Annotated in this window: 25 protein-coding genes and 2 pseudogenes; 18 read left to right on the forward strand and 9 right to left on the reverse strand. The window is 63.5% G+C overall.

The window, feature by feature from the left end; translation table 11 throughout:
- The first annotated feature begins 1 nt into the window (after nt 1).
- Nucleotides 2–292, forward strand: coding sequence for a hypothetical protein (locus tag I2456_RS29000; protein ID WP_085074393.1), 291 nt, complete (start codon nt 2–4; stop codon nt 290–292).
- 167 nt (nt 293–459) lie between these two features.
- On the opposite strand, the gene I2456_RS00495 is transcribed toward I2456_RS29000, so the two are convergent.
- The 4 genes from I2456_RS00495 to I2456_RS00510 form a co-directional block, all read right to left on the reverse strand.
- The gene (locus I2456_RS00495) at nt 460–1,629 is read right to left on the reverse strand and encodes a sulfotransferase family protein (protein WP_085074392.1); all 1,170 of its coding nucleotides are present in this window, start codon (nt 1,627–1,629) and stop codon (nt 460–462) included.
- 125 nt (nt 1,630–1,754) lie between these two features.
- Complete coding sequence (locus I2456_RS00500; RefSeq protein WP_241007823.1) at nt 1,755–2,543, reverse strand: SDR family oxidoreductase; 789 nt, start codon at nt 2,541–2,543, stop codon at nt 1,755–1,757.
- A gap of 8 nt (nt 2,544–2,551) precedes the next feature.
- Nucleotides 2,552–3,355, reverse strand: coding sequence for an SDR family NAD(P)-dependent oxidoreductase (locus tag I2456_RS00505; RefSeq protein ID WP_163703881.1), 804 nt, complete (start codon nt 3,353–3,355; stop codon nt 2,552–2,554).
- A gap of 156 nt (nt 3,356–3,511) precedes the next feature.
- Nucleotides 3,512–4,183, reverse strand: a complete 672-nt coding sequence (locus tag I2456_RS00510) for a TetR/AcrR family transcriptional regulator (protein WP_085074390.1) — start codon at nt 4,181–4,183, stop codon at nt 3,512–3,514.
- Between the two features lie 85 nt (nt 4,184–4,268).
- Between I2456_RS00510 and I2456_RS00515 the strand changes: the two genes are divergently transcribed.
- From I2456_RS00515 to I2456_RS00560, 10 genes are all read left to right on the forward strand, one after another.
- On the forward strand, nt 4,269–5,543 hold the full coding sequence (locus I2456_RS00515; protein ID WP_085074435.1) for a cytochrome P450: 1,275 nt from the start codon (nt 4,269–4,271) through the stop codon (nt 5,541–5,543).
- A gap of 96 nt (nt 5,544–5,639) precedes the next feature.
- Nucleotides 5,640–6,428 (forward strand): SDR family oxidoreductase, encoded by a 789-nt coding sequence (locus I2456_RS00520; RefSeq protein WP_085074389.1) that lies wholly within the window; start codon nt 5,640–5,642, stop codon nt 6,426–6,428.
- A 5-nt stretch (nt 6,429–6,433) separates the two neighbouring features.
- Entirely contained in the window at nt 6,434–6,643 is a 210-nt protein-coding gene (locus I2456_RS00525; protein WP_085074388.1) for a ferredoxin, read from the forward strand.
- Nucleotides 6,640–7,059 carry a VOC family protein gene (locus I2456_RS00530; protein WP_241007825.1) on the forward strand — a complete coding sequence of 140 codons (420 nt, stop codon included), beginning with the start codon at nt 6,640–6,642 and terminating at the stop codon, nt 7,057–7,059. Before I2456_RS00525 ends, I2456_RS00530 begins: the two co-directional genes overlap by 4 nt.
- Nucleotides 7,056–7,889 carry an SDR family NAD(P)-dependent oxidoreductase gene (locus I2456_RS00535; RefSeq protein WP_085074386.1) on the forward strand — a complete coding sequence of 278 codons (834 nt, stop codon included), beginning with the start codon at nt 7,056–7,058 and terminating at the stop codon, nt 7,887–7,889. The genes I2456_RS00530 and I2456_RS00535 overlap by 4 nt, the downstream gene beginning before the upstream one ends.
- Nucleotides 7,890–7,895: 6 nt before the next feature.
- Nucleotides 7,896–8,768, forward strand: a complete 873-nt coding sequence (locus tag I2456_RS00540; protein WP_085074385.1) for a TIGR03619 family F420-dependent LLM class oxidoreductase — start codon at nt 7,896–7,898, stop codon at nt 8,766–8,768.
- Entirely contained in the window at nt 8,758–9,612 is an 855-nt protein-coding gene (locus I2456_RS00545) for a mycofactocin-coupled SDR family oxidoreductase (protein WP_085074384.1), read from the forward strand. The genes I2456_RS00540 and I2456_RS00545 overlap by 11 nt, the downstream gene beginning before the upstream one ends.
- Before the next feature lie 19 nt (nt 9,613–9,631).
- Nucleotides 9,632–10,645: an NAD-dependent epimerase/dehydratase family protein gene (locus tag I2456_RS00550; protein WP_085074383.1), complete on the forward strand. Its 1,014-nt coding sequence runs from the start codon at nt 9,632–9,634 to the stop codon at nt 10,643–10,645.
- Between the two features lie 153 nt (nt 10,646–10,798).
- Complete coding sequence (locus I2456_RS00555) at nt 10,799–11,851, forward strand: oxidoreductase (protein WP_241007826.1); 1,053 nt, start codon at nt 10,799–10,801, stop codon at nt 11,849–11,851.
- A gap of 341 nt (nt 11,852–12,192) precedes the next feature.
- Nucleotides 12,193–13,320 (forward strand): hypothetical protein, encoded by a 1,128-nt coding sequence (locus I2456_RS00560; protein ID WP_085074382.1) that lies wholly within the window; start codon nt 12,193–12,195, stop codon nt 13,318–13,320.
- A 172-nt stretch (nt 13,321–13,492) separates the two neighbouring features.
- Here the strand turns inward: I2456_RS00560 and I2456_RS00565 are convergent, their stop codons facing one another.
- From I2456_RS00565 to I2456_RS29075, 3 genes and pseudogenes are all read right to left on the reverse strand, one after another.
- The gene (locus tag I2456_RS00565) at nt 13,493–14,395 is read right to left on the reverse strand and encodes an alpha/beta fold hydrolase (RefSeq protein ID WP_085074381.1); all 903 of its coding nucleotides are present in this window, start codon (nt 14,393–14,395) and stop codon (nt 13,493–13,495) included.
- 91 nt (nt 14,396–14,486) lie between these two features.
- Nucleotides 14,487–14,927 carry a nuclear transport factor 2 family protein gene (locus I2456_RS00570; RefSeq protein WP_085074380.1) on the reverse strand — a complete coding sequence of 147 codons (441 nt, stop codon included), beginning with the start codon at nt 14,925–14,927 and terminating at the stop codon, nt 14,487–14,489.
- A gap of 10 nt (nt 14,928–14,937) precedes the next feature.
- Nucleotides 14,938–15,065, reverse strand: a pseudogene (locus I2456_RS29075) (alcohol dehydrogenase); the annotation flags it as partial.
- A gap of 418 nt (nt 15,066–15,483) precedes the next feature.
- Between I2456_RS29075 and I2456_RS28265 the strand changes: the two are divergent.
- From I2456_RS28265 to I2456_RS00595, 6 genes and pseudogenes are all read left to right on the forward strand, one after another.
- Nucleotides 15,484–15,672, forward strand: a pseudogene (locus I2456_RS28265) (dihydrodipicolinate reductase); the annotation flags it as partial.
- Nucleotides 15,673–16,042: 370 nt separating this feature from the next.
- The gene (locus tag I2456_RS00575) at nt 16,043–16,360 is read left to right on the forward strand and encodes a hypothetical protein (protein WP_139823176.1); all 318 of its coding nucleotides are present in this window, start codon (nt 16,043–16,045) and stop codon (nt 16,358–16,360) included.
- 210 nt (nt 16,361–16,570) lie between these two features.
- Nucleotides 16,571–17,779 (forward strand): thiolase family protein, encoded by a 1,209-nt coding sequence (locus I2456_RS00580; RefSeq protein WP_085074378.1) that lies wholly within the window; start codon nt 16,571–16,573, stop codon nt 17,777–17,779.
- Between the two features lie 3 nt (nt 17,780–17,782).
- Complete coding sequence (locus I2456_RS00585; protein WP_085074377.1) at nt 17,783–18,199, forward strand: Zn-ribbon domain-containing OB-fold protein; 417 nt, start codon at nt 17,783–17,785, stop codon at nt 18,197–18,199.
- Between the two features lie 306 nt (nt 18,200–18,505).
- Entirely contained in the window at nt 18,506–18,934 is a 429-nt protein-coding gene (locus I2456_RS00590) for an MmpS family transport accessory protein (protein ID WP_174814243.1), read from the forward strand.
- Complete coding sequence (locus I2456_RS00595; protein ID WP_085074376.1) at nt 18,931–21,864, forward strand: MMPL/RND family transporter; 2,934 nt, start codon at nt 18,931–18,933, stop codon at nt 21,862–21,864. Before I2456_RS00590 ends, I2456_RS00595 begins: the two co-directional genes overlap by 4 nt.
- A 391-nt stretch (nt 21,865–22,255) precedes the next feature.
- Here the strand turns inward: I2456_RS00595 and I2456_RS00600 are convergent, their stop codons facing one another.
- A complete protein-coding gene (locus tag I2456_RS00600; protein WP_085074375.1) occupies nt 22,256–22,570 on the reverse strand; it encodes a hypothetical protein in 315 nt (104 codons plus the stop codon).
- Nucleotides 22,558–23,175 (reverse strand): hypothetical protein, encoded by a 618-nt coding sequence (locus I2456_RS00605; RefSeq protein ID WP_085074374.1) that lies wholly within the window; start codon nt 23,173–23,175, stop codon nt 22,558–22,560. The genes I2456_RS00600 and I2456_RS00605 overlap by 13 nt, the downstream gene beginning before the upstream one ends.
- Before the next feature lie 361 nt (nt 23,176–23,536).
- Here I2456_RS00605 and I2456_RS00610 point away from each other — a divergent pair, with 361 nt between their 5' ends.
- A complete protein-coding gene (locus I2456_RS00610) occupies nt 23,537–24,103 on the forward strand; it encodes a Fic family protein (RefSeq protein ID WP_085074373.1) in 567 nt (188 codons plus the stop codon).
- Nucleotides 24,104–24,216: the final 113 nt, after the last annotated feature.

The raw sequence follows: 24,216 nt of genomic DNA on the forward strand, positions 1-24,216 counted from the left end.
GGTGGGCCGACTCGGCCCGCCGAGCGAACTCGCGGCGACCATCGCGTTCTTGTGGGATCACTCCAGCCTCACCACCGGCCAAGTCCTCACCGTCGATGGCGGCGCGACCATCACTGCACCGGGCATGGCGCCTTCTGACCGAAACCGCACCCCGAGCTGCTTAGCGACATCGATCTCTCGAAACCTCAAGGGCCACAGGGAAAGGCCGAGCTACGGCGGCCGAGCTGCGCAGCCAACACCTACCGCGACGTGCTTTCATCACCACCCCATCCCGTCCGACCACGACGGCTAGCGAAGCGCTTTTTACATCGTACTTAGATCTGGTGTTGTTGGATCATGAGTTCTGCGCTCCGCTCTCCTCCAGCGTTCGCTCCAAGGGCCCCTACAACGGCGAGAAGAGACTGACGTCGTCTGAGCGAGGCGACAAGCCGTGCCGAAATCGGGAACCCGCCGGCGCGTTCATGTCTGTCCGTGCGCCGAGTTAACACCGCAGGGGGTGATGAAGCGTTCGATGTAGGGCGCGAACGCGGCTTCTACCCTTGCTTTGTCCTGCCCGTAGGCCTCCAGGGGTTTATAGGTCACGGTTTGGCGATCTGCGGCATTGTCGCGCCACCACTGCTGCATGCCGGCGCGGAACTGCGGGGTGACTGGCTGGCCGAGCCAGTCATAGAGCCGTTCGACCACCCCGATCGGATCACGCTGCATCTCGCGGTGATCGATGTCAAAGCAGCGCTGTTCACCGCCGTGGTCACGGAAGCGCATCATCCGCTGCATGCCCAGCGACCACGTGTCGATGTTCTGCTTACCGATCAGCGACCGATCCACATGATCGGTGAACATCGCAGTCGTCGCTTCGTAGAGCCCGAAGCAGGAGGGCATCACCGCGACGGGGTCGCGATGCGTGCAGACCAATCTTGCATCGTCGAACACGTGGGTCAGCGCCTCGATGTGGGGCAGGTGCGCAGGTGCCTTCAATCGCCACGGACGCTGCGGTAACCCCCACTGCAGGAGTTTGAGGACTCTGCGTTCATAACGGTAGGCGCTGCGCAGGTCGGCGTGGTGCATGAGCCAGTCTTGATAGCTCGGCACGTGGGCGAAGCAGCCGAACACGTGGGATTTAAAGTCCAGGGCCAACATCTCGACACACTCGGCCGGCCCGAGCGCCGAGGCCGGCACCATCGCTGCCAGTCCGGGAGCGGCCCGGTGTTGTTGCTCGATCGACTTCTGCGCGGCTGCGATGCGAGGATCCGGTGACGGCACCGTCGAGGGCGGCGGACACGGTTCCATGGTCATCCAGGCGGCCAGTGAGCGAACCTGCGGATCCTCGTTGAGCAGGTGGCTCAGCGCTGATGACCCGGTGCGGGGAAGTCCGACCCCGATCAACGGCGCCAGCAGCTTCTCATCCTCGATCTGCGGGTGCCGGCGATACCAATCCTCGATCTGCAAACGGTGCACAAGAAGCTTGACCAGCTTGCCGAACAACACGTGCCTGCCGACGTCGTTCAAACGCGCTTCGGTGCTCAGCGACGCCACCAGCACAGTGAGGCCCTCAACATAGGAGTCAGACCCGAAGTCCTCCAAGTGGGCTCTGGCGCAGGCCTTTTCGTGTAGCTCGTCGACGCTGGTCATAGACATGTCCTACCGCACCTGCCGCCGCGGGATTTGAGCCTCTCATGCAGCGACTCGGCGGTGATCCTCCTTAGACCCAAATAGCTGTGCTTGCATCGTTTGTCGGAGGCAGTTGGCCCGGATCGTCATCGCGACAGATCGCCGCAGTTGACCATGAGATGTTGATTGGTGATGGCTCGGGAGAGATCGGAGGCGAAAAACACTGTGGCGTCAGCCACCTCGCGGTCTTCGGCCATCCTGCGCAGCGGGAATGTGCCGGTGATCTCGCCGAGGACGTCGTCGCGGGTTTTCTTCTCCGATTTCGCGCGGTAATCGACGAACATCTCCACGTTGGGGCCCCACATCCAGCCGGGGATGACGGTGTTGACGCGGATGTTGTCTGGGCCCAGTTCGTCGGCGAGGTAGTGCATGGTGGTCAACAACGCGCCCTTGCTCGCCGAGTACCCGGCTTGCGGCAGGGCGGGTTTGAACGACGATTGGGTGCCGATGAACACGATCGAGCCGCCTCCGGCGTCTTTAAGGGCGGGCACCGCAGCGCGCAGCAGCCGTAGCGCACCGACGACGTTGGTGTCGAAGGCTTTAGTCCAGTTCGGCAGCTGGCTGTCGAACAGCCCGCCCCAGGCGTCTTCATAGGCGGCGACCTGGACCACGGCGTGCAGGGCGCCGAAGCGCTGAACCGCTGCGCGGACCAATTCCTCACACGAGGTGTCGTCGGTGATGTCGGCGCGGTGGGCAAGGATGCGCTCACCGGTAGGGTCGAGCTCCTTGGCGAAAACGGCCAGCCGATCCGCCGAGCGGGCACCGATGACCACGTTGGCGCCTGCGTCGAGGTGCGCGGCGGCGACTTCTTTGCCCAGTCCGACGCCGACTCCGGTGACCAAGACGGTACGGCCCTGCATCAGGGTGGAATGCACAAGCTCTCCTAGGTGGGTTGGGGGCCGAGGTATGCCTCGGCCAGAAGGTCGGGGGTGGCTTGGGCCATCGGCCCCATGCCGGGCTGGCTGACGGTGAGGCCGCCGTCAACGATCTGCAGCTGTCCGGTGATGTAGCTGGCGTGGTCGGACAGCAGGAAGGCCATGGCGGCGGCGAGTTCGTCGGCCCGGCCGATTCGACCCGCCGGCAGTGCCGTAACGATCGGATCCCGGTATTGCGGGGTTTGGTCGATGAACGAGGTGAGCCGGGTCAAGGTGATGCCCGGCGCCACCACGTTGCAGCGGACCTCGGGCCCGTATTCGAGTGCAGCAACTTTGGTCAGGGCGATCAGGCCAGCTTTGGCCGCGGCGTAGGAGACGTTGCCGTATAAAGGGCGGATGGCGGTCACCGAGGCCACCGTGACCACCGAGCCGTGGCCCTGGGCTTGCAGGCGTGGCCCGAGCTCGCGGAACAACACCAGCGAGGGAATCAGGTTCAGGTCGAGATGGGCCTGAAACTCGACGACCGAGGTGTCGCGGATTCGGCGCGGGATCGTGAAGCCAGCGCAGTTGGCCACCGCATCGAAACCGGCTGCCTCATCCCAGGATTGGTGGAGTTGGTTGGCCAGCGCCTCGGCGTCGGTGACGTCGACATGGTGATACCGCACTGAATCGCCGTGCAGTGCGGCGCCGGCCTGATCATCGACATCGAACACCGTGATATGCGCTGCACCCTGGTTCTGGGCGAGGTCGACCAGCGCGCGCCCGATGCCGTTGGCGCCGCCGATGATCAAGGCTTTCTTGTGTTCGAGCATCATGTCCTTAATGGCTGGTAAGGGATTGGCGGCGCGGATGGTGTTCCGACCGCGGCAGGGTCGTCAATCTCGGCGAGCGGGCGAAAGACCCGCCCGGTGTCGGTCGACGACGCTGTGCTGCTGATAGGCCGCACCGCCGCTGCCGTGGATCGCCGCTCACCGCGCCGGTGGAGGCGCGTGGCGCGCTGAGCCATGACCGATCTCGTGGTGCACGGCGGGAACCTGGGCCGCGAACGCGTGCACGAGCAGTGACTCGATGTCGGCGATGACGGCTTCGCGGTCACGCGCCATTCCCTCACTGACCCAGTGCGCCAGCTGACTTTGCTGAATGGCCAGCAGAGCCCGGGCGAAGGCTTTCGGTTCACCCGGTCGCACCTCACCCTCGGCGATCGCGCGGGTGAACAGCCGGGTGTGGGCTTCGAACGTGTGATACCACGTAATGGATGTCGACGCGTTTTCGTCAGCCCAGGCGCGGCTGTCGAAAAGCTCCATTTTCAGGTAGTTCGGGTGCTGTAGGAAGAATTCTGATGCGCCGCGCACGCTGAGCCGCAACATCTCAAATGCAGTCGTGCCCGCGGCGGCGCGCTGCGCTGCATACTCGATGAGCGCGACGCGGCGCCGCTCGACCGTCTCGGCGACGATCTGGGTCTTGCTCGCGAAGACCGAGTACAAGGTACGCGGCGCGATCCCGGCCGCTGCGGCGATGTCTTCGACACGGGCGGCGTCGATCCCGCCCGCGGCGAGCAGCTCTTCGGCGCAGTCGAGCACCACCTGCCGGTAGGCCTGTCGTTTGGCTTCCTGCGATCGGCTGCGTCGCGGCGATGTCACGCTGCTCCCTCCACCTGAAAACTGATGTTTCTCTTTTTACCATCGCGATGCTACAAAGGGAAAGACTGCAGTGGCCGCCCTGGGGATGTCTGCTGCCCCGGTCGAGGAGAGGAGCACGGTGAGCGATCTGCCGTCCGTGACGCTGCCCAGTTCTGATACCGACTTCACCGATCCGGATCTGCTGTTGGCCGGCACCCCGGCTGCCGAGTTCGCGGTGCTGCGCAAAACCGCCCCTGTGTGGTGGAACGCCCAGCCCGCGACGAGTGCGGTGTTCGGCGACGACGGGTTCTGGGTGATCTCGCGGCACCGCGACGTCAAACAGGTCTCCCGCGACCACGAGGTGTGGTCGACCAACGCCAAAGGCGCGGTCATCCGCTACGGACCGTTGATGACGCCCGACGAACTCGAGTTGACCAAGGCACTGCTGATCAACCACGACCCGCCCGCGCACACGCGCCTGCGTTCCCTGGTGTCGCGGCTGTTCACGCCGCGTGCCATCGCCGCGCTGGAAGCCACGCTGCGCGATGCCGCGCAACGGATCGTCACCGCCGCGGCGGCCAAGCCCTCGGGGGACTTTGTCCAGGATGTCGCGATCAACCTCCCACTGCAGGCGATCGCCGACCTGATCGGTGTCCCCGAGGCCGACCGTGCCCAGGTCTTCGACTGGGCCAATTCCATTCTCAACGCCGAAGATCCCGACTCCACCGACGATCCCGCGTCGGCCAATATCAATCTGGTCGGCTACGCCTATGCCATGGCCGAGGACCGCCGCGCCCATCCCCGCGAGGACATTGTGACGCGACTGGTGCAGGTCAACGCCGACGGTGAGGCGCTCACCGATGCCGAATTCGCGTTCTTTGTCATTTTGCTGGCCGTCGCGGGCAACGAAACCACCCGCAACGCCATCACCCACGGCATGAACGCTTTCCTCGACAACCCCGATCAGTGGGAGCTGTTCAAGAAGCAACGTCCCGCCACCGCCGTGGACGAGATCATCCGCTGGGCCACCCCGGTGCGGTGCTTCCAGCGCACCGCCCTGCGCGACACCGAGATCGCCGGAACCGCCATCGCCGAAGGTCAACGGGTGGGGTTGTTCTACAGCTCAGCCAATTTCGACGACGAGGTTTTCGACGAGCCGTTCGGTTTCGACATCCTGCGCAGTCCTAACCCGCATCTGGCTTTTGGTGGCACGGGCGCGCACTTCTGCATCGGAGCCAACCTCGCCCGCATGGAACTGCGGCTGATGTTCGACGCGATCGCCGACCACATGCCCGACGTCACGAAACTCGGCGAGCCGCAGCCCGTCCGGTCCTCCTGGATCAACGGGGTCAAGCGTTTCGACGTCGCCTACCACCGCTGAGCGGGCTGCAACGCCCGCAGAGCAGCCCATGACTCGTGACGAAGCGCAACACCTTAGGGGATCGCCGCTCAATCTTTCCGGACACCAAGGACGACAGTGAAATCCGCGCTACTTGAGGACAAGACCGCAGTTGTCGTGGGCGTGGGCCCCGGGCTGGGCCGCGAAGTCTCTGCCGCACTGCTCGATGCCGGCGCCCGCGTCGTCATCGCCGACCACTCGGCAGGACGGCTCGCCGCGTCCGCGCAGGCCCTGGATGCCACCGGGACCCGGGTCTTGGCAATGCCCGCCGACATCGCTGATGACGAGTCGTGTCAGGCGCTCGTGGGCGCCGCCCTGGATCATTTCGGCTCGATCGACGCCGTTGTGATCGTCGGCGCGTACCAGGAAGCCTTCGGCGGCCTGTTCGACAGCGAATTGTCCATGTGGCACAAGTCGTTTGACACCAACGTTGTGGGTGCGTTGCGGCTGCTCCGCGCGGCGGTTCCGGCGATGAAGACCGCAGGCGGCGGGTCGGTGGTGCTCATTGGCGCACAGGCGGCGTCCAAACCCTCTTTGCCCCAAGCCGGCTACGCCGCGAGCAAGGGGGCGTTATTGACCACGATGTACTACCTCGCTGACGAATTGGGCCCCGACAACATCCGCGTCAACGCTGTGGTTCCCAGCTGGATGTGGGGACCGAACGTGCAGATGTTTGTCGATTACCGCGCCAAGTCCGAAGGAAAGACCCGCCAGGACATCGTCGATGAGATCACCGCAACGTTCGCGTTACGCCGCATGGCCGAAGACGGCGAGGTCGCCGACGCCATCGCCTTTTTCTGCTCGGAGATGTCGCGGGCTATTACCGGTCAACACTTGATGGTCAACTGCGGCGAGATGTCGAGGTAGTCAACATGTTCCGTCTGCATGTCGACCCCAACCGCTGCCAGGGCCACGGTGTGTGCCTCGACGAAGCACCGGCCCAGTTCGTTTTCGACGACGACACCACCCAAGCCCGCAGCACCGGCCAACCACTACCCGACTCGGCACACAGCCACTACCAGGACATCGCCGATTTGTGTCCGACCGCCGCCATCACCCTCATCGAGCAGGAGAAGCAGTGAGCATAGAACTGCTAGTCCCCACTATGGAGGTCGGTGTCGTCACCACCAATCTCGAACCCATGGTCGAGTTCTACGAAAATTACCTCGGGTTGGCGTTGCAGACCGAACTGCGATTCCCCACCGGAGTCCAGCGTCGCTACGCCATCGGGAAGAACGTTCTCAAGCTGGTCACCTACGACCAACCACCGCCCAGCGGAGTCGTGCCCGGCGGCGGATACACCCAAGAAGGGTTTCGCTACATCTCCCTGTTCGTCAAAGACATCGCCAACGTCGCAAAGCGGCTCAAGGAGTCGCCCTACCAGGTCGTCGAGGAGCTCACCGAATTCACTGCTATCCCCGGTTGGTGGTGGTTGTTCGTGACCGACCCCGACGGCAACTGGATCGAGTTGGCCGGACCCCGAGAGGACACCGCATGAAACTGCTCGAAGGCGCCAAAGCGCTCATCACCGGGGGCGGCGCCAGCGTCGGACGCGCCTGCGTCGAGGTCTTTCAGCAGCACGGCGCCCAAGTCGCCTTCCTGGAAATCAAACCTAAGCGCGCCCAAGCGGTTGAGGACGCCACCGGCGCCAAAGGCTACGTGGTCGACATCGCCGACAAGGCCGCCGTCGAGGCCGCCATCGCAGACGCGGCCCAGCACCTCGGCGGCATCACCGTGCTGGTCAACCAAGCCTCGGCCTGCTTCCTCAACATCGTGCACCACCAGACCGATGAGGAATTCGAGCGCACCGTCGATGTCAACCTCAAAGGGCACTTCTACTGCACCCGTGCGGTCATCCCGCACATGCTGGCGGCCGGCAAGGGCGCCATTGTCGACATCTCCTCGGTAGCGGCCACCAACCCCGGCTGGGCTGAAAGCACGTACTGCGCTACCAAGGCCGCCCAGATCGTGCTCAACAAAGAAGTCGCCATCGACTACGGCCCGACCATCCGCGCCAATTCGCTGGCCGTCGGGTGGGTGGCCGACAGCCCCAACTCGGCGTTCATTCAAAGTGATCCCGAGCTGATCGACCCCGTCTTCAACGAAAGCCCCAGCGGCCGTAGCGGGCAAAGCTGGGAAATCGCTAACGCCGCACTGTTTTTCGCCTCCGACCTGTCCAGCTATGTCACCGGACAGTGTCTGATCGTCGACGGGGGGCAGACGCTGCCCCAAGCCGGCCTCAACGGCACGATGCGCAAACTGGTCGCCATGATGCGCAACGAACCGGTCACCGTGAAACCGCGCGGCGTGGCCCCGGATCGGATCTAGGCAGACGTGCACACCTACATCAACACCGCGTTCATCGATACCACCGAGATCATCGACATCGCGCAGGCTGCAGATGAACTCGGCTACGACGGTCTCGGGATCCCCGACCACGTGATCAACCTCGCCGAACTCGACACTCCCTATCCGTACACGCCGGACGGGAGGCGACGCTGGCCAGCCTTCACCGACTGGCCCGATCCATGGGTGCTCATCGGTGCCCTGGCGCAGTGCACAACACACCTGCGGTTCGTCACCACCGTCTACGTCGCCCCGCTGCGTGACCCGTACAACGCCGCCAAGACCATCGGCACCGCTGCCGTGTTGTCGGGTGGACGACTCGAACTCGGGCTCGGAGTGGGTTGGTGTCGCGAGGAATTCGACCTCATGGGCGCGCCCTTCGACAAGCGGGGCAAGCGAACCGAAGAGATGATCGCGCTCATGCGGGAGTTGTGGAGCCCGGGCTGGACCCAGTTCGACGGGGAGTTCTACCACACACCGAAACTGGAGATGACCCCCACACCGCCGCCGATTCCCATTCTGTTCGGTGGTCAGTCCGACATCGCCTATCGCCGCGCCGCCGCCCACGACGGATGGATCGGTGACATCTTCACCATCGACCAGGCCACACAGATCGCCGCCAAGCTGGCACGCATTCGGGAGGACATGGGCCGGTCGCTGGACGGGTTCCAATTCCATACTGCGCTGGTCGACGCCGTCAACCCCGACGACATGGACCGAACCGAACGCGGCGGTGTCACCGCTGTCATCACTCAACCGTGGATGTTCTACCACGGCCCTGACACCACACTCGCACAGAAGATCGACGGAATGGTCCGCTACTGCAAGCAATTCGACATCGAGGTCGACCATGCCCACTGATAACACGCCGCTGGCCGGCAGGGTGGCCCTGATCACCGGCGCCGCCCGCGGACAAGGCCGCGCGCACGCAGCCCGCCTCGCCTCCGACGGCGCCGACATCATCGCCGTCGACGCCTGCGCACCGGTGTCCGACACCATCAGCTACCCGGCCTCAATACCGGCTGACCTCGCCGAAACCGCTCGCCTCGTGGAAACGACCGGCCAACGCGTGCTCGCCCACGAAGCCGACATCCGAGATCTGGCCGTCCTCGAGGCCATCGTCGCCGAGGCCATCGCCGTCTTCGGACGGCTGGACATTCTGGTGGCCAACGCCGGTGTGCTCAGCTGGGGCCGACTGTGGGAACTGTCCGAAAACGACTGGGACACCGTCATCGACGTCAACCTCAGCGGCACCTGGCGCACCGTTCGCGCCGTGGTACCGGCCATGATCGACGCGGGCAATGGCGGGTCGATCATCATCGTCAGTTCCACGGCCGGGCTCAAGGCAACTCCCGGCAACGGCCACTACTCCGCATCCAAGGCCGGCCTCGTCGCGCTCACCAACGCCCTAGCAATAGAAGTGGGGGAGTTCGGCATTCGCGTCAACTCCATCCATCCGTACTCGGTCGACACCCCCATGGTCGAGCCGGCCGCCATGGCGAAGATGTTCGGCCAATTCCCCTCATTTCTGCACAGCTTTGCTCCCATGCCGCTCAAGGATCTTCGCAAAGACGGCGACGCCAGTCGGATGGACTTCATGACGCCCGACGACATCGCCGATGCGGTGGCTTTTCTCGCCGCCGACGGCTCGCGGTCGATGTCAGGCGTTCAACTCGCCGTCGACCGGGGCCTCCTGAAGTACTAGAGAGGGTAGGAGGTGGGTCGTGCGCGTACTAGTAACCGGTGCAACGGGGTTCGTCGGAGCCTGGACGGCGAAAGCCGTTCACGAGCACGGTCATCAGCTCCGCCTTCTGGTGCGTGATTGCGCCAAGCTGACTCCGATCGCAGCCGCCCTGGGCTTCGACGCTTCCGACGTCGTCATCGGCGACATGACTGACGCCGACCGCGTCGGCCAGGCACTGACCGGATGCGACGCGGTCATCCACGCCGCCGCCGTTGTCTCCTTCAACCCTGATGACACCGAACCCATGATGAACGCCAACCTCGCCGGCGCAACGAACGTCATCGGGCAGGCGGTCGCTGCCGGCATCGACCCCGTCGTCTACGTGTCCAGCTGGACAGCACTCTGGCATCCAGGAATCACCCTCGTGCACGCCGAGTTGCCGCTTCGTGGCGGTAGTGACGGGTACGCCACCTCAAAGACTCGCGTCGAACATTACGTTCGGGAGCTGCAGGACCGCGGTGCACCGATCGCGATCACCTATCCGTGCACGGTCATCGGTCCCGGCGCTGACGGCCAGTACGGCGAATCCGGCGATGTCATGGCCTCTTTCGCACGCACAGGAATCCCTGGCCGCGGTACCGGCCTGACCATCATTGACGTCCGCGACGTCGCCGAAGCACACGCCCGCCTCCTCACACCCGGCCACGGACCCCGTCGCTACGTCCTGGGAGGCCACCACGTCGATGGCAAAACGCTTGCCGCCGAACTCACCCGCATCACCGGCCGCCGCGTGCGACACATCGCCATCCCTGATGCGGTGCTGCTCGGCGCCGGCAAACTCGCCGACCGTTACCGTCGACGGCTACCGCCTTCCATGGCCAAGCTCAGCGCCGCCGGCATCCGCTACCTTGTCGCCCCGCCCGCCGACAACACCCCCGCCGAACAAGACCTCGCCATCGCCTTCCGGCCCCCACGACAGGCGCTGGAAGCGCTGCTCGACGATCGCGCACGCAGACACGCTGCCCGAGCCGCGCGGAGCGGGACGCGAACATAGCCGCCGCACAACCACTTTCCGCAGGACAGCCTCACGCAACCCTTATCGGCGGTTAGGCGTGTAAGTTGGGGCACCGAACAACAGGAGATAGCGACCGTGAACGCTTGCAACGAGGCTGTGCAGCAGTTGTTCACGCCGCTGACAGTGCGATCATTGACCGTTGCCAACCGCTTTGTGATGGCGCCGATGACGCGGATGGCTTCGCCGAACGGAGTTCCCGGCCCCGACGTCGCCGCCTACTATCGGCGCCGAGCCGAGGGCGGTGTCGGTCTGATCATCACCGAGGGTATCCGCCTGCCCCACCCCTCGGCCGGGTGGCCGACAACGATTTCAAGCATCGCGGGGGCCGACGCCCTGGCAGGGTGGCAGAGGGTCACCGACGCCGTCCATACCCAGGGGGGCGCCATCGCCGCGCAACTTTGGCATCAGGGGTCTGAACGACTGGGCGGCGACGATAGCGGCGCCCTCAGCCCGTCGGGTCTCGACACCAACGGCCAACCCAAGGGCCGCGCGCTGGGCACCGACGAGTTGGTCGTGGCCGCACAGTGGTACGCCGACGCGGCACGCAACGCACGCAGCGTCGGTTTCGATGCGGTGGAGATACATGGAGCCCACGGCTACTTGCTCGATGAGTTCCTTTGGGAGAAAACCAATCACCGCGTGGACGGTTACGGTGGCTCGCCGACAGCTCGCGCCCGGTTCCCTGCCGAGGTGGTTGCCGCCGTGCGCGCCGCGGTCGGTCCTGACTACCCGATCATTTTCCGGTTCTCGCAGTGGAAGACCGGTCACTACGACGCGCGGATCGCTGAAACACCGGACCAGCTATCTGCAGTGCTGAGTCCTCTCGTCGAGGCGGGCGTCGACGTGTTGCACGCCTCGACGCGCCGCCACTACGTCCCGGGATTTGCTCAATCGGGGTCCATGTTGAGTCTTGCCGGCTGGGCAAAGAAGCTCAAGGGCGTACCGGTGATCGCCGTCGGTTCGGTAGGTCTACAGACCGAGAATGGTTCCGACACAGCAGGTTCCATGGTCTTGCCGGGCTCGATCGAAACTATGGCACGCCAATTCCGAGATGGCGAGTTCGACCTCATCGCGATCGGCCGTGCACTACTGGCGGACCCGACGTGGGTGAATCGTCTGCGCGACGGCACCTTGCACGAGTTCGCCGGGTACCACCCCGACGTCGCTCTGGGCGACCTTCGTTGAAGTCGAGCAGCCTCGTGTGCTGCCCGTCTCGATCCTCACCCTGCTCACCGTTGAGATCCCCGTAGCATGAACCGCTACCCGACGCTACGTTGGAGGCCGGCCGCGGTTCACCGACAGCGCACCGACGGGGGCACCCAAACCACCTGTGTGCTAGGTGGTTTCGGAGTCGGTGAGTGCCCGACCGATCTGAAGCGACACCACCAGCACCTGCCGGTGGCGATCGCAGACGGGTGCGCGGAGATGACGCTGACAGCGTGTTGGTTGACGGAAACTAGAACGCGTTCTAATCTCAGTCTCAACCACGTGCCAGCTCCGTGGAAAATCGTAAATGCAAGGCGGTCATGTACACACAGCCATTGACGGACGCCATTGCCGAGGCCGAACGTCTGGTCCGACAAGCTCCCTTCATCGAGACCGAGGCCGACCTGCTGGAGGGGCTGCAGTATCTGGCGGGCTGCGTTGGGGCGTGCACGCATCTGTCCTTCGACTACGACCGCGACCACCGATTCCTGCACTCGGGCACCGGCCCGTTCACCAAAATAGGCCTGGATAACCCGGACACCGTCTACGTCGGCGCCAAGGTGGTGGCGGGCCACGAGTACGTCGTCACCGGTACCCGCGGCACCACCACCGACGTCACCTTCCAGTTGCTCGGCGGCCAATACACCGACGAAGTGGTCCCGGTCAGCGAGACAGCGTTCGACGACCGCGCACTCGACATTGCCCCCGACGGCACCTTCGAGTGGCGGTTCACCCCGGACACCAACGCGCAGTTGGTGATCCGCGAGGTCTACAACGACTGGTCGGCACAGCGGGGCACCTTTGTGATCGCCCGCACCGACACCGCGGGCACCGCGCCGCCGCCGCTGACCAACGAGCTGATCGAAAGGCGTTGGGCAGTAGCGGGTAAGCAGCTCGTGCAGCGCGTCAAGACCTGGCTGCAGTTCCCCAAGTGGTTCTATGACACCCTGCCGGTCAACACCCTGACCGCGCCGCGGCTCACCCCGGGCGGGCTGGCGACCCAATACTCCTCGGTCGGGCACTACGACATCACGCCCGACCAGGCGCTCATCCTCACGATGCCGCTCACCGACGCGCCTTACGTCGGATTCCAGCTCGGCAGCCTCTGGTACATCTCGCTGGACTACATCAACCACCAGACCTCGCTGAATGGCACGCAGGCACAACCGGATCCGGACGGCAAGGTCCGTATCGTCGTCGCCGATCAGAATCCCGGCGTCACCAACTGGGCCGAGACGCTCGGGCATCGCAAGGGCTACCTGCAGTTCCGCTGGCAGCGGGTCTCGCGCGAGCTGACCGGGGCCGACGGCCCGACCCTGGAGGTTGTCGACCTCGCTACCGTGGCGGACAAGCTGCCCTACTACGAGCACAACACGATTTCCGATCACGACTGGCGACAGCGAATCGCGCTGCGTCAGCACCAAATTGGCACCAGAATGGTCGGATAGCATCCCATACTGGCCACTGCGGCTGGAGTGCGGCAGTGACGGCGACCTCAGCCCAGTGCGCCGCAAAGCTTTTTGTTGTGGGGCTTCCCATCAGTTCGGCACGCGTGCCGAGTCGGGACGGCGGACCGAGCCGGCACGTGATTGTCGGGGGGCACCCGATATGTCACGGCGGTCACCGTACTCTGTCCAGCAATTCGAGCACGGCGTCGGCGAGGCCGCGCGGATTGCTGGACTGGATGGTGTGGCCGGCATCGGGTATGCGGCGCCACGTTGCGTTGGGTATGTCGGAGGCAAACGCTGCCGCCGCGGCGTCGGAGAGTACTTTGCTGCGTTCGCCGCGCAGGAGCGTGGTGGGACATCGGATGTGCGCGGCAAGCGCACGCATGTCATCTCCCATCGGCAGTTCGGTTGTGCCGGGGCGGAATTGGGAGTCGTCGTACTTGACGGCGAGTCGTCCGTCGTCGGCCCAGCGCAGGTTGGCTGCGAGGCTGTCGCTGGGCACGTCTTCAACTCCGCGGTATGACGGCCGCGAGGTGATGAAGTCGTTGATCGAGGTGGTCGTTTCGTCCATCAACTCGGGTCCGACGTCGACGATCACCAGTCCCGCCAGTGCGGCGGGGTGGCGGGCCGCCCACGCTACGGCGCCGATGCCGCCCATGGAGTGGCCGACGGGCACCACGCGTTGCAGGCTGAGTTGCACTACAGCCGCGGCGATGTCGTCAGCACAGTATTCGGCGCCGTATCGTCCTGGAGTCCAGTCGCTTTCACCGTGCCCCCGTTGGTCTAGTGCGATGCACCGGGCGTGCTTGCGCAGCAGATTGCCCACGACGTCGAAGGTGTGTGCGTGCAGTCCACCGCCGTGCAGAAAGAGCACCGCGACATCGTCGCAGGGGCCTGGCCATTCCAGGTAGTGAATTCGTGCGCCGTCGGCCGCGGTGAGCAGTCCCTCGGCGGGCAGGACCATGCCTGCGGGATCGACGCCGTGGCGACGGGCGGCGCCGACCATCCGGGCGTGCCGCGTGTCGAAGGATTCCAGCCGCAGACTCGCAACGGTCGGGGCGAATCGTTGCGTCATAGGCAACCAGGTCGGCGACCCACGGCGCCGCCCTCCTCGATCGTGCTCACCACGACGTGAAAACCCCAAGATGTACAAGCCGATGGCGCATTTAGTCGGCCCTGATCGATGCTGAAAACGTCATGGTTTCCATGTTCCAGTATCCCCGCAGGTTGGTGATCAGCCCGGCATCGTCGACGCGGTAGCAGAATACGCCGCGGACCGTTGCCGCTGAACCGTTGGGAAACGTTGTTTCCAGCACGAGGATGTAGGCGATCTCGGTGGGGCTGCTCGACGGGAACGATTCTTCACACACGACACGGAGCTGGTTCGGGCCGATGTTGTTGTCGTAGACCGCTGCAACTGCATCCTTCCCGCGCACCCCGGTGCCGTCCGGGTTCGTGAAGGCCTCACCGATGGGATCCTCGACGACCACATCGTCGGCCATCAGGGCCAGCCACCCGTCGCGGTCGCCGGTTTGCACGCAGCGCCATGAATTCCGCGACGCGACGACCACAGGGGGTGGGTCAGTATCGCTGACGAGGTCGGTCATAGATGACTACCTATCTACCGGTGTAACGGATGACGCCGCGGATGTTGCTGCCCTGCAGCATTGTCCTGGTAGCCGCCATTGATCTGCTCCACCGTGTACTGCCGGGGTGACCCTGTCATCGAGGTTGAGGCGACCTGCCACGAGTTCCTCCATGCAGCCCAAGACGAACCGCCCGGTCGGCCTGCCGGTTGGCCTCGTGTGAGCGGAAGCGCGCTGATGCGGCGAGGTCACGGTGACTCCAACAACTTGGGGGAATAAACTGTTTCCTTTCTAACATGATGATGCTAGAAAGGAAACAGTCTGTGGTACCAGGTGCGGGGTCAGGTGGTACCTGCCAGAGAGGAGGGGGGCGTAGGTAAGCACTAGAAGCCGGTCTCCCATGCCGCGCGGGGAAGCGATGCCACCGACTCTGCAGTCCTACGCGACAGCGATATCGCCGAAGCGCCAATCGCCCAGGGGCAGCGCGTGGGGCTGGTCTACAGTTCGGCCAACGTCGACGAGGACGTTCGCGACGGCACCGGGGCGCACATTGGTTTCAGGTAATCAAAACGGGACCTACCGCTTCGATGTCGAAGGCGCGCCGAGCATTTCGCAAGAACCAGCGTTCCGCTTGGCTGACAGCTCCGGTTGTTATGCCACCGCCGCGGTGTGCCTGTCGACGGGGCTGCGCGCACTGAACGCCGTCCTCGGGGTCAGCGATCTTCCGCCAGGGGTGACCGCACGTGACCTACCCCTGATCCCCGGGCAGGCACCATCCGCTAAAGCCCGTCTGACAGGTAGCCGCACCCATCACCTACACGAGAGGCGCAGACATCGCCGAGAAGCTTTGCGAGACCACACAGTCCGGGGCGGCTGTCTTCACGCGGCAGCGCTACCGCATGCACGTCCTGGGCACGGACACCGTGCAGGTCGTACACAGCGTTGGAGGCCTCATCGTCGACCGCGCACTGGTCGGAGTGGACGTCACCGTTGCGACGGCGGACCCTGGCGACCCCCAACCGGTGCACATACTGGGCGCCCACCACACTGGCAATGAGGAATTCCTGTCCCTCGATCAAAGCTGTTGGCCCACAGCAGCCCTAGTGATCGCCGGGGAGCTATTCGACAGTGATCCCGTGTCACACGACCTGGTCGATGCTGCCATGCAGGGCGGATGTGTCGACATCGTGTTCTTTGGCGAAGCCCCTCCGGTGACACTGCGACATCCGGTCGAGTCTCGCGCGTACCGTCTCAGCCGGGCAGCGACCGCGTTCAAGAATTGCGCCCTCGACAGCGCCGGGCATTGCGGCCAGGCGGCTCACGACACGGAAACCTACCTCGCAATTCGCGGCGGAATGCTACTCCCGCCGCGCGGCGCGGATGAGGTGATCGTCGACCGCGATGCTGATGCCGCACTCGACGAGGCGGACCGGATTGCAGTGGACGGGGGGTAGCGACATCAAGAGAGCCGACCGCCTGGATTCAAGGTTCAAGGAAAAGGAGACGTGAATGTCTTGCTCTCTCTTGGTGATAGGCCGAGCTTCATACCGGGGGTCGATGGGCGGTGCAAATCCGGTTGCTGAGCGGGGTGGTTCATGGAGCGCAGCAGTGGGGCAGAGGTTGTCCTCGCTGCGGCGTGCGTCGTTGACGAGAGGATCCTTCGCATGGGGCTAGCAGGCCAGGCCGGAATCGTCGGTTTCACCGAATGGTCACCGGAGCGGCTCAGCCAGGCATCGCCGGCGAATTTCACGTTGGAACAATGGGCCGAACTTGCCGCCGAAGCTATGGATGACGCTGGCTTGCCGGCGGAATTGATCGACGGTTTGGTGACCTCCCATTTGGAGGAGTCCCAAATCTTCGTGCCCTCGACGATCGCGGAATACCTCGGTGTCGGCGCCCGCTTCGCCGAACTGGTCGACCTCGGCGGTGCTAGCGCGGCGGCGATGGTGTGGCGTGCTGCTGCGGCCATCGAACTCGGTGTCTGCGACGTCGTGGTGTGCGCGTTGCCCGCCCGCTACACGACACCGACCTCGCCCAAAAAGCCCAAGCCGAACACCGATGCGCTCTTCTTCGGAGCCTCGAGCAACCAATTCGGTTCCCCGCAAGCGGAATTCGAAATTCCGTACGGCAACCTCGGTCAAAACGGCCCCTACGGGCAGGTCGCCACCCGCTACGGCGCCGTGTACGGCTATGACGAGCGAGCGATGGCCAAGATCGTCGTGGACCAGCGCGTCAACGCCAACCACACCGAGGGCGCCATCTGGAAGGACACGCCACTGACCGTCGATGACGTACTGGCCAGTCCGGTGATCGCCGATCCGCTGCACATGCTCGAAATCGTGATGCCCTGCGTGGGTGGGGCGGCTGTGGTCCTGGCCAACGCCGAGGTGGCCGCACGTGCCCGTAACCGCCCGGTGTGGGTCAAGGGTTTCGGTGAGCACGTACCGTTCAAGACACCGACGTATGCTGCGGATCTGTTGCGCACTCCGATCGTCGACGCCGCCGATTGCGCGTTCGCGATGGCCGGACTCGACCGCGGCGACATGGACATGGTGTCGATTTATGACTGCTACACGATCACCGTGCTCCTCTCGCTGGAGGATGCCGGCTTCTGCCCGAAGGGACAGGGCATGTCGTTCGTCGCCGATCACGATCTGACCTTTCGAGGTGATTTCCCGCTCAATACCGCGGGCGGTCAGCTTGGATTCGGGCAGGCCGGCCTGGCCGGCGGCATGCACCATGTCTCCGATGCGGCCCGCCAGATCATGGGACGCGCCGGTGCGGCACAAGTCGCCGACTGCCACCGCGCGTTCGTGTCGGGTAACGGCGGCATCCTCTCCGAGCAGACCGCCCTGGTACTGGAAGGCGACTGACACATGAGCACTTTGGAACGCCCCATGCCCGTCAAGACACCAACCACGGCACCGTTCTGGGACGGTTTGGCGCGACACCGTGTCGTGATCCAGTATTCGCCATCGAGTGACACCTACGTCTTTTACCCACGCGTGCGGGCGCCCCGTACCCTCGCCAATGACCTGCAGTGGCGCGAGATTTCAGGCATGGGGACGCTGTACAGCTACAGCATTGCCCGCCGGCCGGTGAGCCCGCACTTCGCCGATGCCGTTCCCCATTCGTTGGCGATCGTCGAGTGGGACGAGGGTCCACGGTTTTCCACCCAGATGGTCAATGTCGACCCCGCTCAGCTGCGGGTCGGGATGCGGGTGCAACCGGTGTTCGTCGACTACCCCGAGCACGACGTCACGATGCTGCGCTACCAACCCACCCCCGAATGACGCCCCACCAAGAGTTACTTCAAGTACCTTTACGTGCAGAGAATGCAAACTATGCAGCGCATGTAATAATATGGGATAATGTTCGCGGGCAACATGTTTGGATCCCCGTTCCGAGTGCGGTGCGGCACCGGGGGCTGGCGCGGTGCCGCGGGGGAGAGGTGTCGGAACACTATTGAGCCCCGCCGCAAGGACACCGGTACTTCAGGGCAGTCAACGCTGGAGTAGCTCTGGGCGCCGCTGAGGGTGCCTGTGTGCCAGCGCATTTTCCGGATTCGTCGGCACTGAGGAAAGGAATCTGGCGTGCAGATGGTGAGGCGTATCCGCAACGCCTGGTTGCCGCTGTTAATCGCGGTGGTCTTGGTGGTCGGCGGGTTCGCGGTGGCGCGGGTCAAGTCCTTTTTCGCTGCGCACGACACCGGGATCCTGAGCAGCCCGCGACTCGATGATTCGAAGCCGTTCAAGCCCAAGGTCGTCAAATACGAGGTCTTCGGCTCGGCCATCCAGGCGAACGTGAACTACTTGGACCTGTCCGCCGACCCTCGGCGGATCGATGGCGCGCCGTTGCCGTGGACGCTGGTCTTGAGCACCACCGCACCTTCGGTGTTCCCGAATCTTTCGGCACAAAGTGACGGCACCTTGCTGGGTTGTCGCATCATCATCGACGACGAAGTCAAAAACGAGAACATCACCCACGGCGTGCACGCCCTGACCTTCTGCTTGGTGAAATCCGCATGAGCACAACAACCGACGACACCCAAACCGACGCCATCCCCGTCGTCAAAGAACCCGTGCACGACAAGATCCCCCGGATCATCCGCACGTTGGCCGTGCCCATCATCCTGGGCTGGATCGCGGTCATCGCGGTGCTCAACGTCGTCGTCCCCCAGCTGGACGAGGTGGGCAAGATGCGCTCAGTGTCGATGAGTCCCGACGATGCGCAGTCGGTGATCGCGATGAAGCGCGTGGGTCAAGTGTTCCACGAATACAAGTCCAACAGCTCGGTGATGATCGTCCTCGAGGGCCAAAATCCTCTAGGCGCCGACGCGCACGCCTACTACGACCAGATCGTCAAGAAACTCGAGGCCGACACCAAACACGTTGAACACGTGCAGGATATGTGGAGCGATCCCCTCAGTGGGTCAGGGGTGCAAAGCAACGACGCCAAGGCCGCCTACGTCCAGGTCTACCTCGCCGGTAACCAGGGCGAGGCGCTGGCCAACGAGTCGGTCGAGGCCGTACAGAGCATCGTCAACAGTGTCCCCTTACCCCATGGCGTGAAGGCCTACGTCACCGGGTCTGCGGCACTGTCCGCCGACCAAAACATCGCCGGTGACCGCAGCCTACAAATGATCACCGCCGTCACCTTTTTGGTGATCATCGGGATGCTGCTGTTGGTGTATCGGTCGATCGTCACCGTGCTGCTGACATTGGTGATGGTGGTGCTCGAACTGGCAGGTGCGCGCGGCGTGGTCGCGTTCCTGGGCTACCACAACATCATTGGGCTCTCCACGTTCGCCACGAACCTGTTGGTCACGCTGGCGATCGCGGCGGCCACCGACTATGCCATCTTCTTGGTAGGGCGATATCAGGAAGCCCGGGGTATCGGCGAATCTCGGGAACAGGCGTACTACACGATGTACAAGGGCACCGCCCACGTGGTGCTCGGGTCGGGTCTGACGATCGCCGGCGCAACCTTCTGCCTGCACTTCACCAACCTGCCGTATTTCCAGACGCTGGGCATTCCGCTGGCCATCGGCATGGTGGTCGTCGTCGCAGCGGCGCTCACGCTCGGGCCCGCGGTCATCTCGGTCGCCTCCCGTTTCGGCAAGACGCTTGAACCCAAACGGGCCCAACGGATTCGCGGATGGCGCAAGATCGGCGCGCTCATTGTCCGCTGGCCCGGCCCGATCCTCGTCGTGTCCATTGCGGCGACACTGGTCGGCTTGCTGGCCCTGCCGAGCTACCGCACCAACTACAACGACCGCAACTACCTACCGGCCGATCTGCCCGCCAACGAAGGGTACGCCGCCGCGGACCGGCACTTCTCGCAGGCGCGGATGAATCCGGAAGTGTTGATGATCGAAAGCGATCACGATCTGCGCAATTCCGCGGACTTCTTGGTGATCGACAAAATCGCTAAGTCGATCTTCCGGGTGCCCGGAATCGCCCGCGTGCAAGCCATCACCCGTCCGCAGGGCACACCGATCGAGCACACCTCGATCCCGTTTCAGATCAGCATGCAGGGCGTCACCCAGCAGATGAACCAGAAGTACCAACAAGATCAGATGGCCGACATGTTGCATCAAGCGGACATGATGCAGACCACCATCGACAGCATGGAAAAGATGTCCAGCATCACCGCGCAGATGGCCAACGACATGCACGTCATGGTCAAAAAGATGCACGACATGACCATCGACATCAATGAATTACGCGACCACATGGCCGATTTCGAGGATTTCTTCCGCCCGATGCGCAGCTACTTCTACTGGGAAAAGCACTGCTATGACATCCCGGTGTGCTGGTCGCTGCGCTCGGTCTTCGACGGCCTGGATGGCATCGACACGATGACCGATGACATCGAGAGCCTGCTGCCGATCATGGATCATCTCGACACGCTGATGCCGCAAATGGTGGCGCTGATGCCGTCGATGATCGAAAACATGAAGGCCATGAAAACCACGATGCTGACTATGTATTCGACCCAGAAGGGAATGCAGGATCAGCAGAACGAGGCGCAGAAGAACTCCAGCGCCATGGGCAAGGCGTTCGACGCCTCCAAGAACGACGACTCGTTCTACCTGCCCCCGGAAACGTTTGACAACAAAGAGTTCAAGAAGGGCATGAAGAACTTCATCTCCCCCGACGGCCATGCGGTGCGCTTCATCATCAGCCATGACGGCGATCCGATGTCGCAGGAAGGCATCGCGCACATCGACGCGATCAAGAAAGCCGCCTACGAAGCGCTCAAAGGCACCCCGCTGGAAGGCGCCAAAATCTACCTTGGCGGCAGCGCGGCCACTTTCAAAGATATGCAGGACGGCGCCAACTTCGACTTGCTGATCGCCGGAATCGCCTCACTGTGCTTGATTTTCATCATCATGCTGATCATCACCCGCGGTGTGGTGGCCTCGGCGGTGATCGTGGGAACCGTCTTGCTCTCGCTGGGCGCGTCCTTCGGGCTCTCGGTCCTGATCTGGCAGCACCTGATCGGCATCGAGCTGCACTGGATGGTGCTGGCCATGTCTGTCATCATCCTGTTGGCCGTGGGCGCCGACTACAACCTGCTACTGGTCTCGCGGTTCAAAGAGGAGATCCATGCCGGCCTGAACACCGGCATCATCCGCTCGATGGGCGGCACAGGAGTCGTCGTCACCTCAGCGGGCCTGGTATTCGCCTTCACCATGATGACCATGGCGGTCAGTGAGCTCACCGTCATCGGCCAGGTCGGCACCACCATCGGCCTCGGGCTGCTGTTCGACACCCTGATCATCAGGTCGTTGATGACACCGTCCATCGCCGCGCTGCTGGGCAAGTGGTTCTGGTGGCCACAACGCGTCCGTCAACGCCCCATCCCCGCCCCGTGGCCGACGCCGGCCACATCCGCAGCCCCCGAGCCGGCCACTGCCATCGGCCCCGGACAAGGACGCCGCCCACAATCGTGAGTCGAGCCGGCGGTGAGCGCTCCTAGGCCGGAAAGCCGGCTAAACCCCGCTGCTAGCCCTTACTAAGGACTCAATCTCATCGCGAACAACACAATCGGCGTGACACGGTACAGGTAACCCCGACCGATTTACCCGATTGCCGACGACACCCAACTGCGGACGGTTCTGATCTCTTAGGCGTTCGATCACCGGCATCCACGAAGAGTGGCGTGGTCACCGGATACCCCTCAGCCAGTGTCACTTTCATGAGTCTATCGCGAAGATGCATCGGTCTCTGAGAATTCCCTCCAAGCCGTTCGCCGACGTGTAGTGGAATAGGCAGGCCTCGATTTCGGGGTGGTTCGGCACTATCGTCACAGGTCCGTCAGTGATGGCGACATCTGTAGCGTCGTCACGTCGCCCTCAACAGCGTCGCCCAAAGGTTGCGCAGCAGTTGACGATCCCCGGCAGGCAGGACGTCTCCGACAACCTCGACCATCACCGCCATCTCAGCAGCTGCGCGGAACACACCCATCCACTGCCCGTTCGGCTCCCCAAAGCGTTGGTCCAGCGCACGGAACACTGAGCGCAACTGCCCTGCGTGCTGCTGCCGCACCCGGGTCCGCAGCGGCACCAAGTGCTCGGGTGTCCATACCTGCCCAATTCCTTGAGCAAAACGGATTGCCGCATCAGGCATTTGACCGGCTTCGATTATCAGGTTCGCCATGACGTCAACGCTAAACCGGGTTGCTGACGTTTCCCGCCACTTCGGGTAAGGGGACATCGGTGTCGATGAAGACCGGTGCCGGAACACCGATGTTGCGCAACAGCTTTGGCGTCTCGATGTGCGCTGGCGCGGTCCAGGTGCCATCTTGTTCGCAGATACGTGCGCAATTTGGGGGTCGTGTTCATGAGGAAGATAGCCACACGTTGAGCTGGACCGATGTTCTCCAGCCCAGTCATCTGTTCGATGGTCACCACGTCGCCGGAGGTGATGTCGGTGTACTCGGCGCCAAACTCGGGGGCTAGCAGGGCTTTGTCGACACCGAAGAAGGCGGAGTATCGGCAGAAGTCGCTGCGATCAAATTCTTCTCCGATTAGTGTCGCGGCGATGGCCGCTCGCATCAGGCTCTTTCCGGACTTGTTGTCCCCCACGACGGTGGTGATATCGGGGCGCAGCCGCAGCCGCACGAACGGGTAGTCAGCTGATCTGGTCACAGCCCCCGACGGGGTGCTGTCGCACGGGTCGGGCGCGTAGGTCTCCGATGAAGCGCCAATGTAGTCGTAGTTCAGCGACCGGAAGAACCGGGTGTAGGTCGCGTTCAGCCGCATTCAAGACCCCTGTCGCCGAGTTGAGAGTGTGCCGGGCACGATTGTTGCAGCTCAGGCCGACACACCATGTAGGTTCGGGATCAACCACACTGCCGCTCGGTTACACGCGACGTTATGGGTCGCAAACGGCCTGGTTAGAGGCCACGGTTGGCCGGTAGGATGAGCCAAGGCTTAGAGGAGGTGCGGTCGTGGAACGCCGGACACCAAAGAAGGTGGTGGTGTCGAAGGCTGCCGTCAAGAAGTCAGGGGTGCGCGCCACGAGGGCCTCCGCCAAATTGGAGGGCCGAGTGGTTCCCGCTGGCTACAGACGGTCGGCCACCGTGAGGGCCTACATCGCGAAACAGCAGCCGCCTAAGCGCTGATGCCGCTGACGCCGGGTTACGGTGAGACCCCACTTCCACATGACGAACTGACTGCGCTACTCGAGCAAGGGCTTCAGGATCGGGTGTTCGATGAACTAATGCCGGCTGCACTCGACGGCTCGTTGCCGCTCGACGGGCTCCTCAGTGACGACTTTGTCCGCGACCTCCACGCGCGGATGTACGGTCCGGTGTGGAACTGGGCCGGACGGTGGCGGCGATTGGAGCTGAACATCGGCGTACCGCCGGAGCAGATTGCCGTTGAACTACGAAGCGCGCTTGACACCATCGCTTACCGATGGGAGTACACCGACGACTGGACGCCTCGGCAACTGGGTATCGTGGTGCACGCCGAGACTGTGCGCATCCATCCATTTACGGATGGAAATGGGCGTACCACAAGGTTTCTCGCTGACTTAGTGTTCGCGACAGCTCAAGATCCCACCCAACTGCAATACGACTGGGAGCTTGACAAGACACGGTACATCCAGCTGCTTCGGGCTTACGACGGACACCGAGACGTGGCCGATCTTGCGGCTTTCATTGGTATGGAGCCGATCGAACCCTAAACCCCTGCGAGATTCACGGATCAGAGTTTGCGTGCGACGGCGCGCCCGCGATCCACGTAGCCACCAGAGAAGAAATTCAAGACGCCCTGAGAACCCGGCAACGTCGATCGCGT

Source organism: Mycobacterium kubicae (assembly GCF_015689175.1).
In the GTDB taxonomy this organism is placed as follows: Bacteria; Actinomycetota; Actinomycetes; order Mycobacteriales; family Mycobacteriaceae; genus Mycobacterium; species Mycobacterium kubicae.

Coding starts and splice junctions, on each gene's coding strand:
- I2456_RS00495 (WP_085074392.1), bottom strand. CDS start 1,629: ATGACCAGCGTCGACGAGCTACACGAAAAGGCCTGCGCCAGAGCCCAC.
- I2456_RS00505 (WP_163703881.1), bottom strand. CDS start 3,355: ATGCTCGAACACAAGAAAGCCTTGATCATCGGCGGCGCCAACGGCATC.
- I2456_RS00515 (WP_085074435.1), top strand. CDS start 4,269: ATGTCTGCTGCCCCGGTCGAGGAGAGGAGCACGGTGAGCGATCTGCCG.
- I2456_RS00525 (WP_085074388.1), top strand. CDS start 6,434: ATGTTCCGTCTGCATGTCGACCCCAACCGCTGCCAGGGCCACGGTGTG.
- I2456_RS00535 (WP_085074386.1), top strand. CDS start 7,056: ATGAAACTGCTCGAAGGCGCCAAAGCGCTCATCACCGGGGGCGGCGCC.
- I2456_RS00545 (WP_085074384.1), top strand. CDS start 8,758: ATGCCCACTGATAACACGCCGCTGGCCGGCAGGGTGGCCCTGATCACC.
- I2456_RS00560 (WP_085074382.1), top strand. CDS start 12,193: ATGTACACACAGCCATTGACGGACGCCATTGCCGAGGCCGAACGTCTG.
- I2456_RS00565 (WP_085074381.1), bottom strand. CDS start 14,395: ATGACGCAACGATTCGCCCCGACCGTTGCGAGTCTGCGGCTGGAATCC.
- I2456_RS00570 (WP_085074380.1), bottom strand. CDS start 14,927: ATGACCGACCTCGTCAGCGATACTGACCCACCCCCTGTGGTCGTCGCG.
- I2456_RS00580 (WP_085074378.1), top strand. CDS start 16,571: ATGGGGCTAGCAGGCCAGGCCGGAATCGTCGGTTTCACCGAATGGTCA.
- I2456_RS00585 (WP_085074377.1), top strand. CDS start 17,783: ATGAGCACTTTGGAACGCCCCATGCCCGTCAAGACACCAACCACGGCA.
- I2456_RS00590 (WP_174814243.1), top strand. CDS start 18,506: ATGGTGAGGCGTATCCGCAACGCCTGGTTGCCGCTGTTAATCGCGGTG.
- I2456_RS00595 (WP_085074376.1), top strand. CDS start 18,931: ATGAGCACAACAACCGACGACACCCAAACCGACGCCATCCCCGTCGTC.
- I2456_RS00600 (WP_085074375.1), bottom strand. CDS start 22,570: ATGGCGAACCTGATAATCGAAGCCGGTCAAATGCCTGATGCGGCAATC.
- I2456_RS00605 (WP_085074374.1), bottom strand. CDS start 23,175: ATGCGGCTGAACGCGACCTACACCCGGTTCTTCCGGTCGCTGAACTAC.
- I2456_RS00610 (WP_085074373.1), top strand. CDS start 23,537: ATGCCGCTGACGCCGGGTTACGGTGAGACCCCACTTCCACATGACGAA.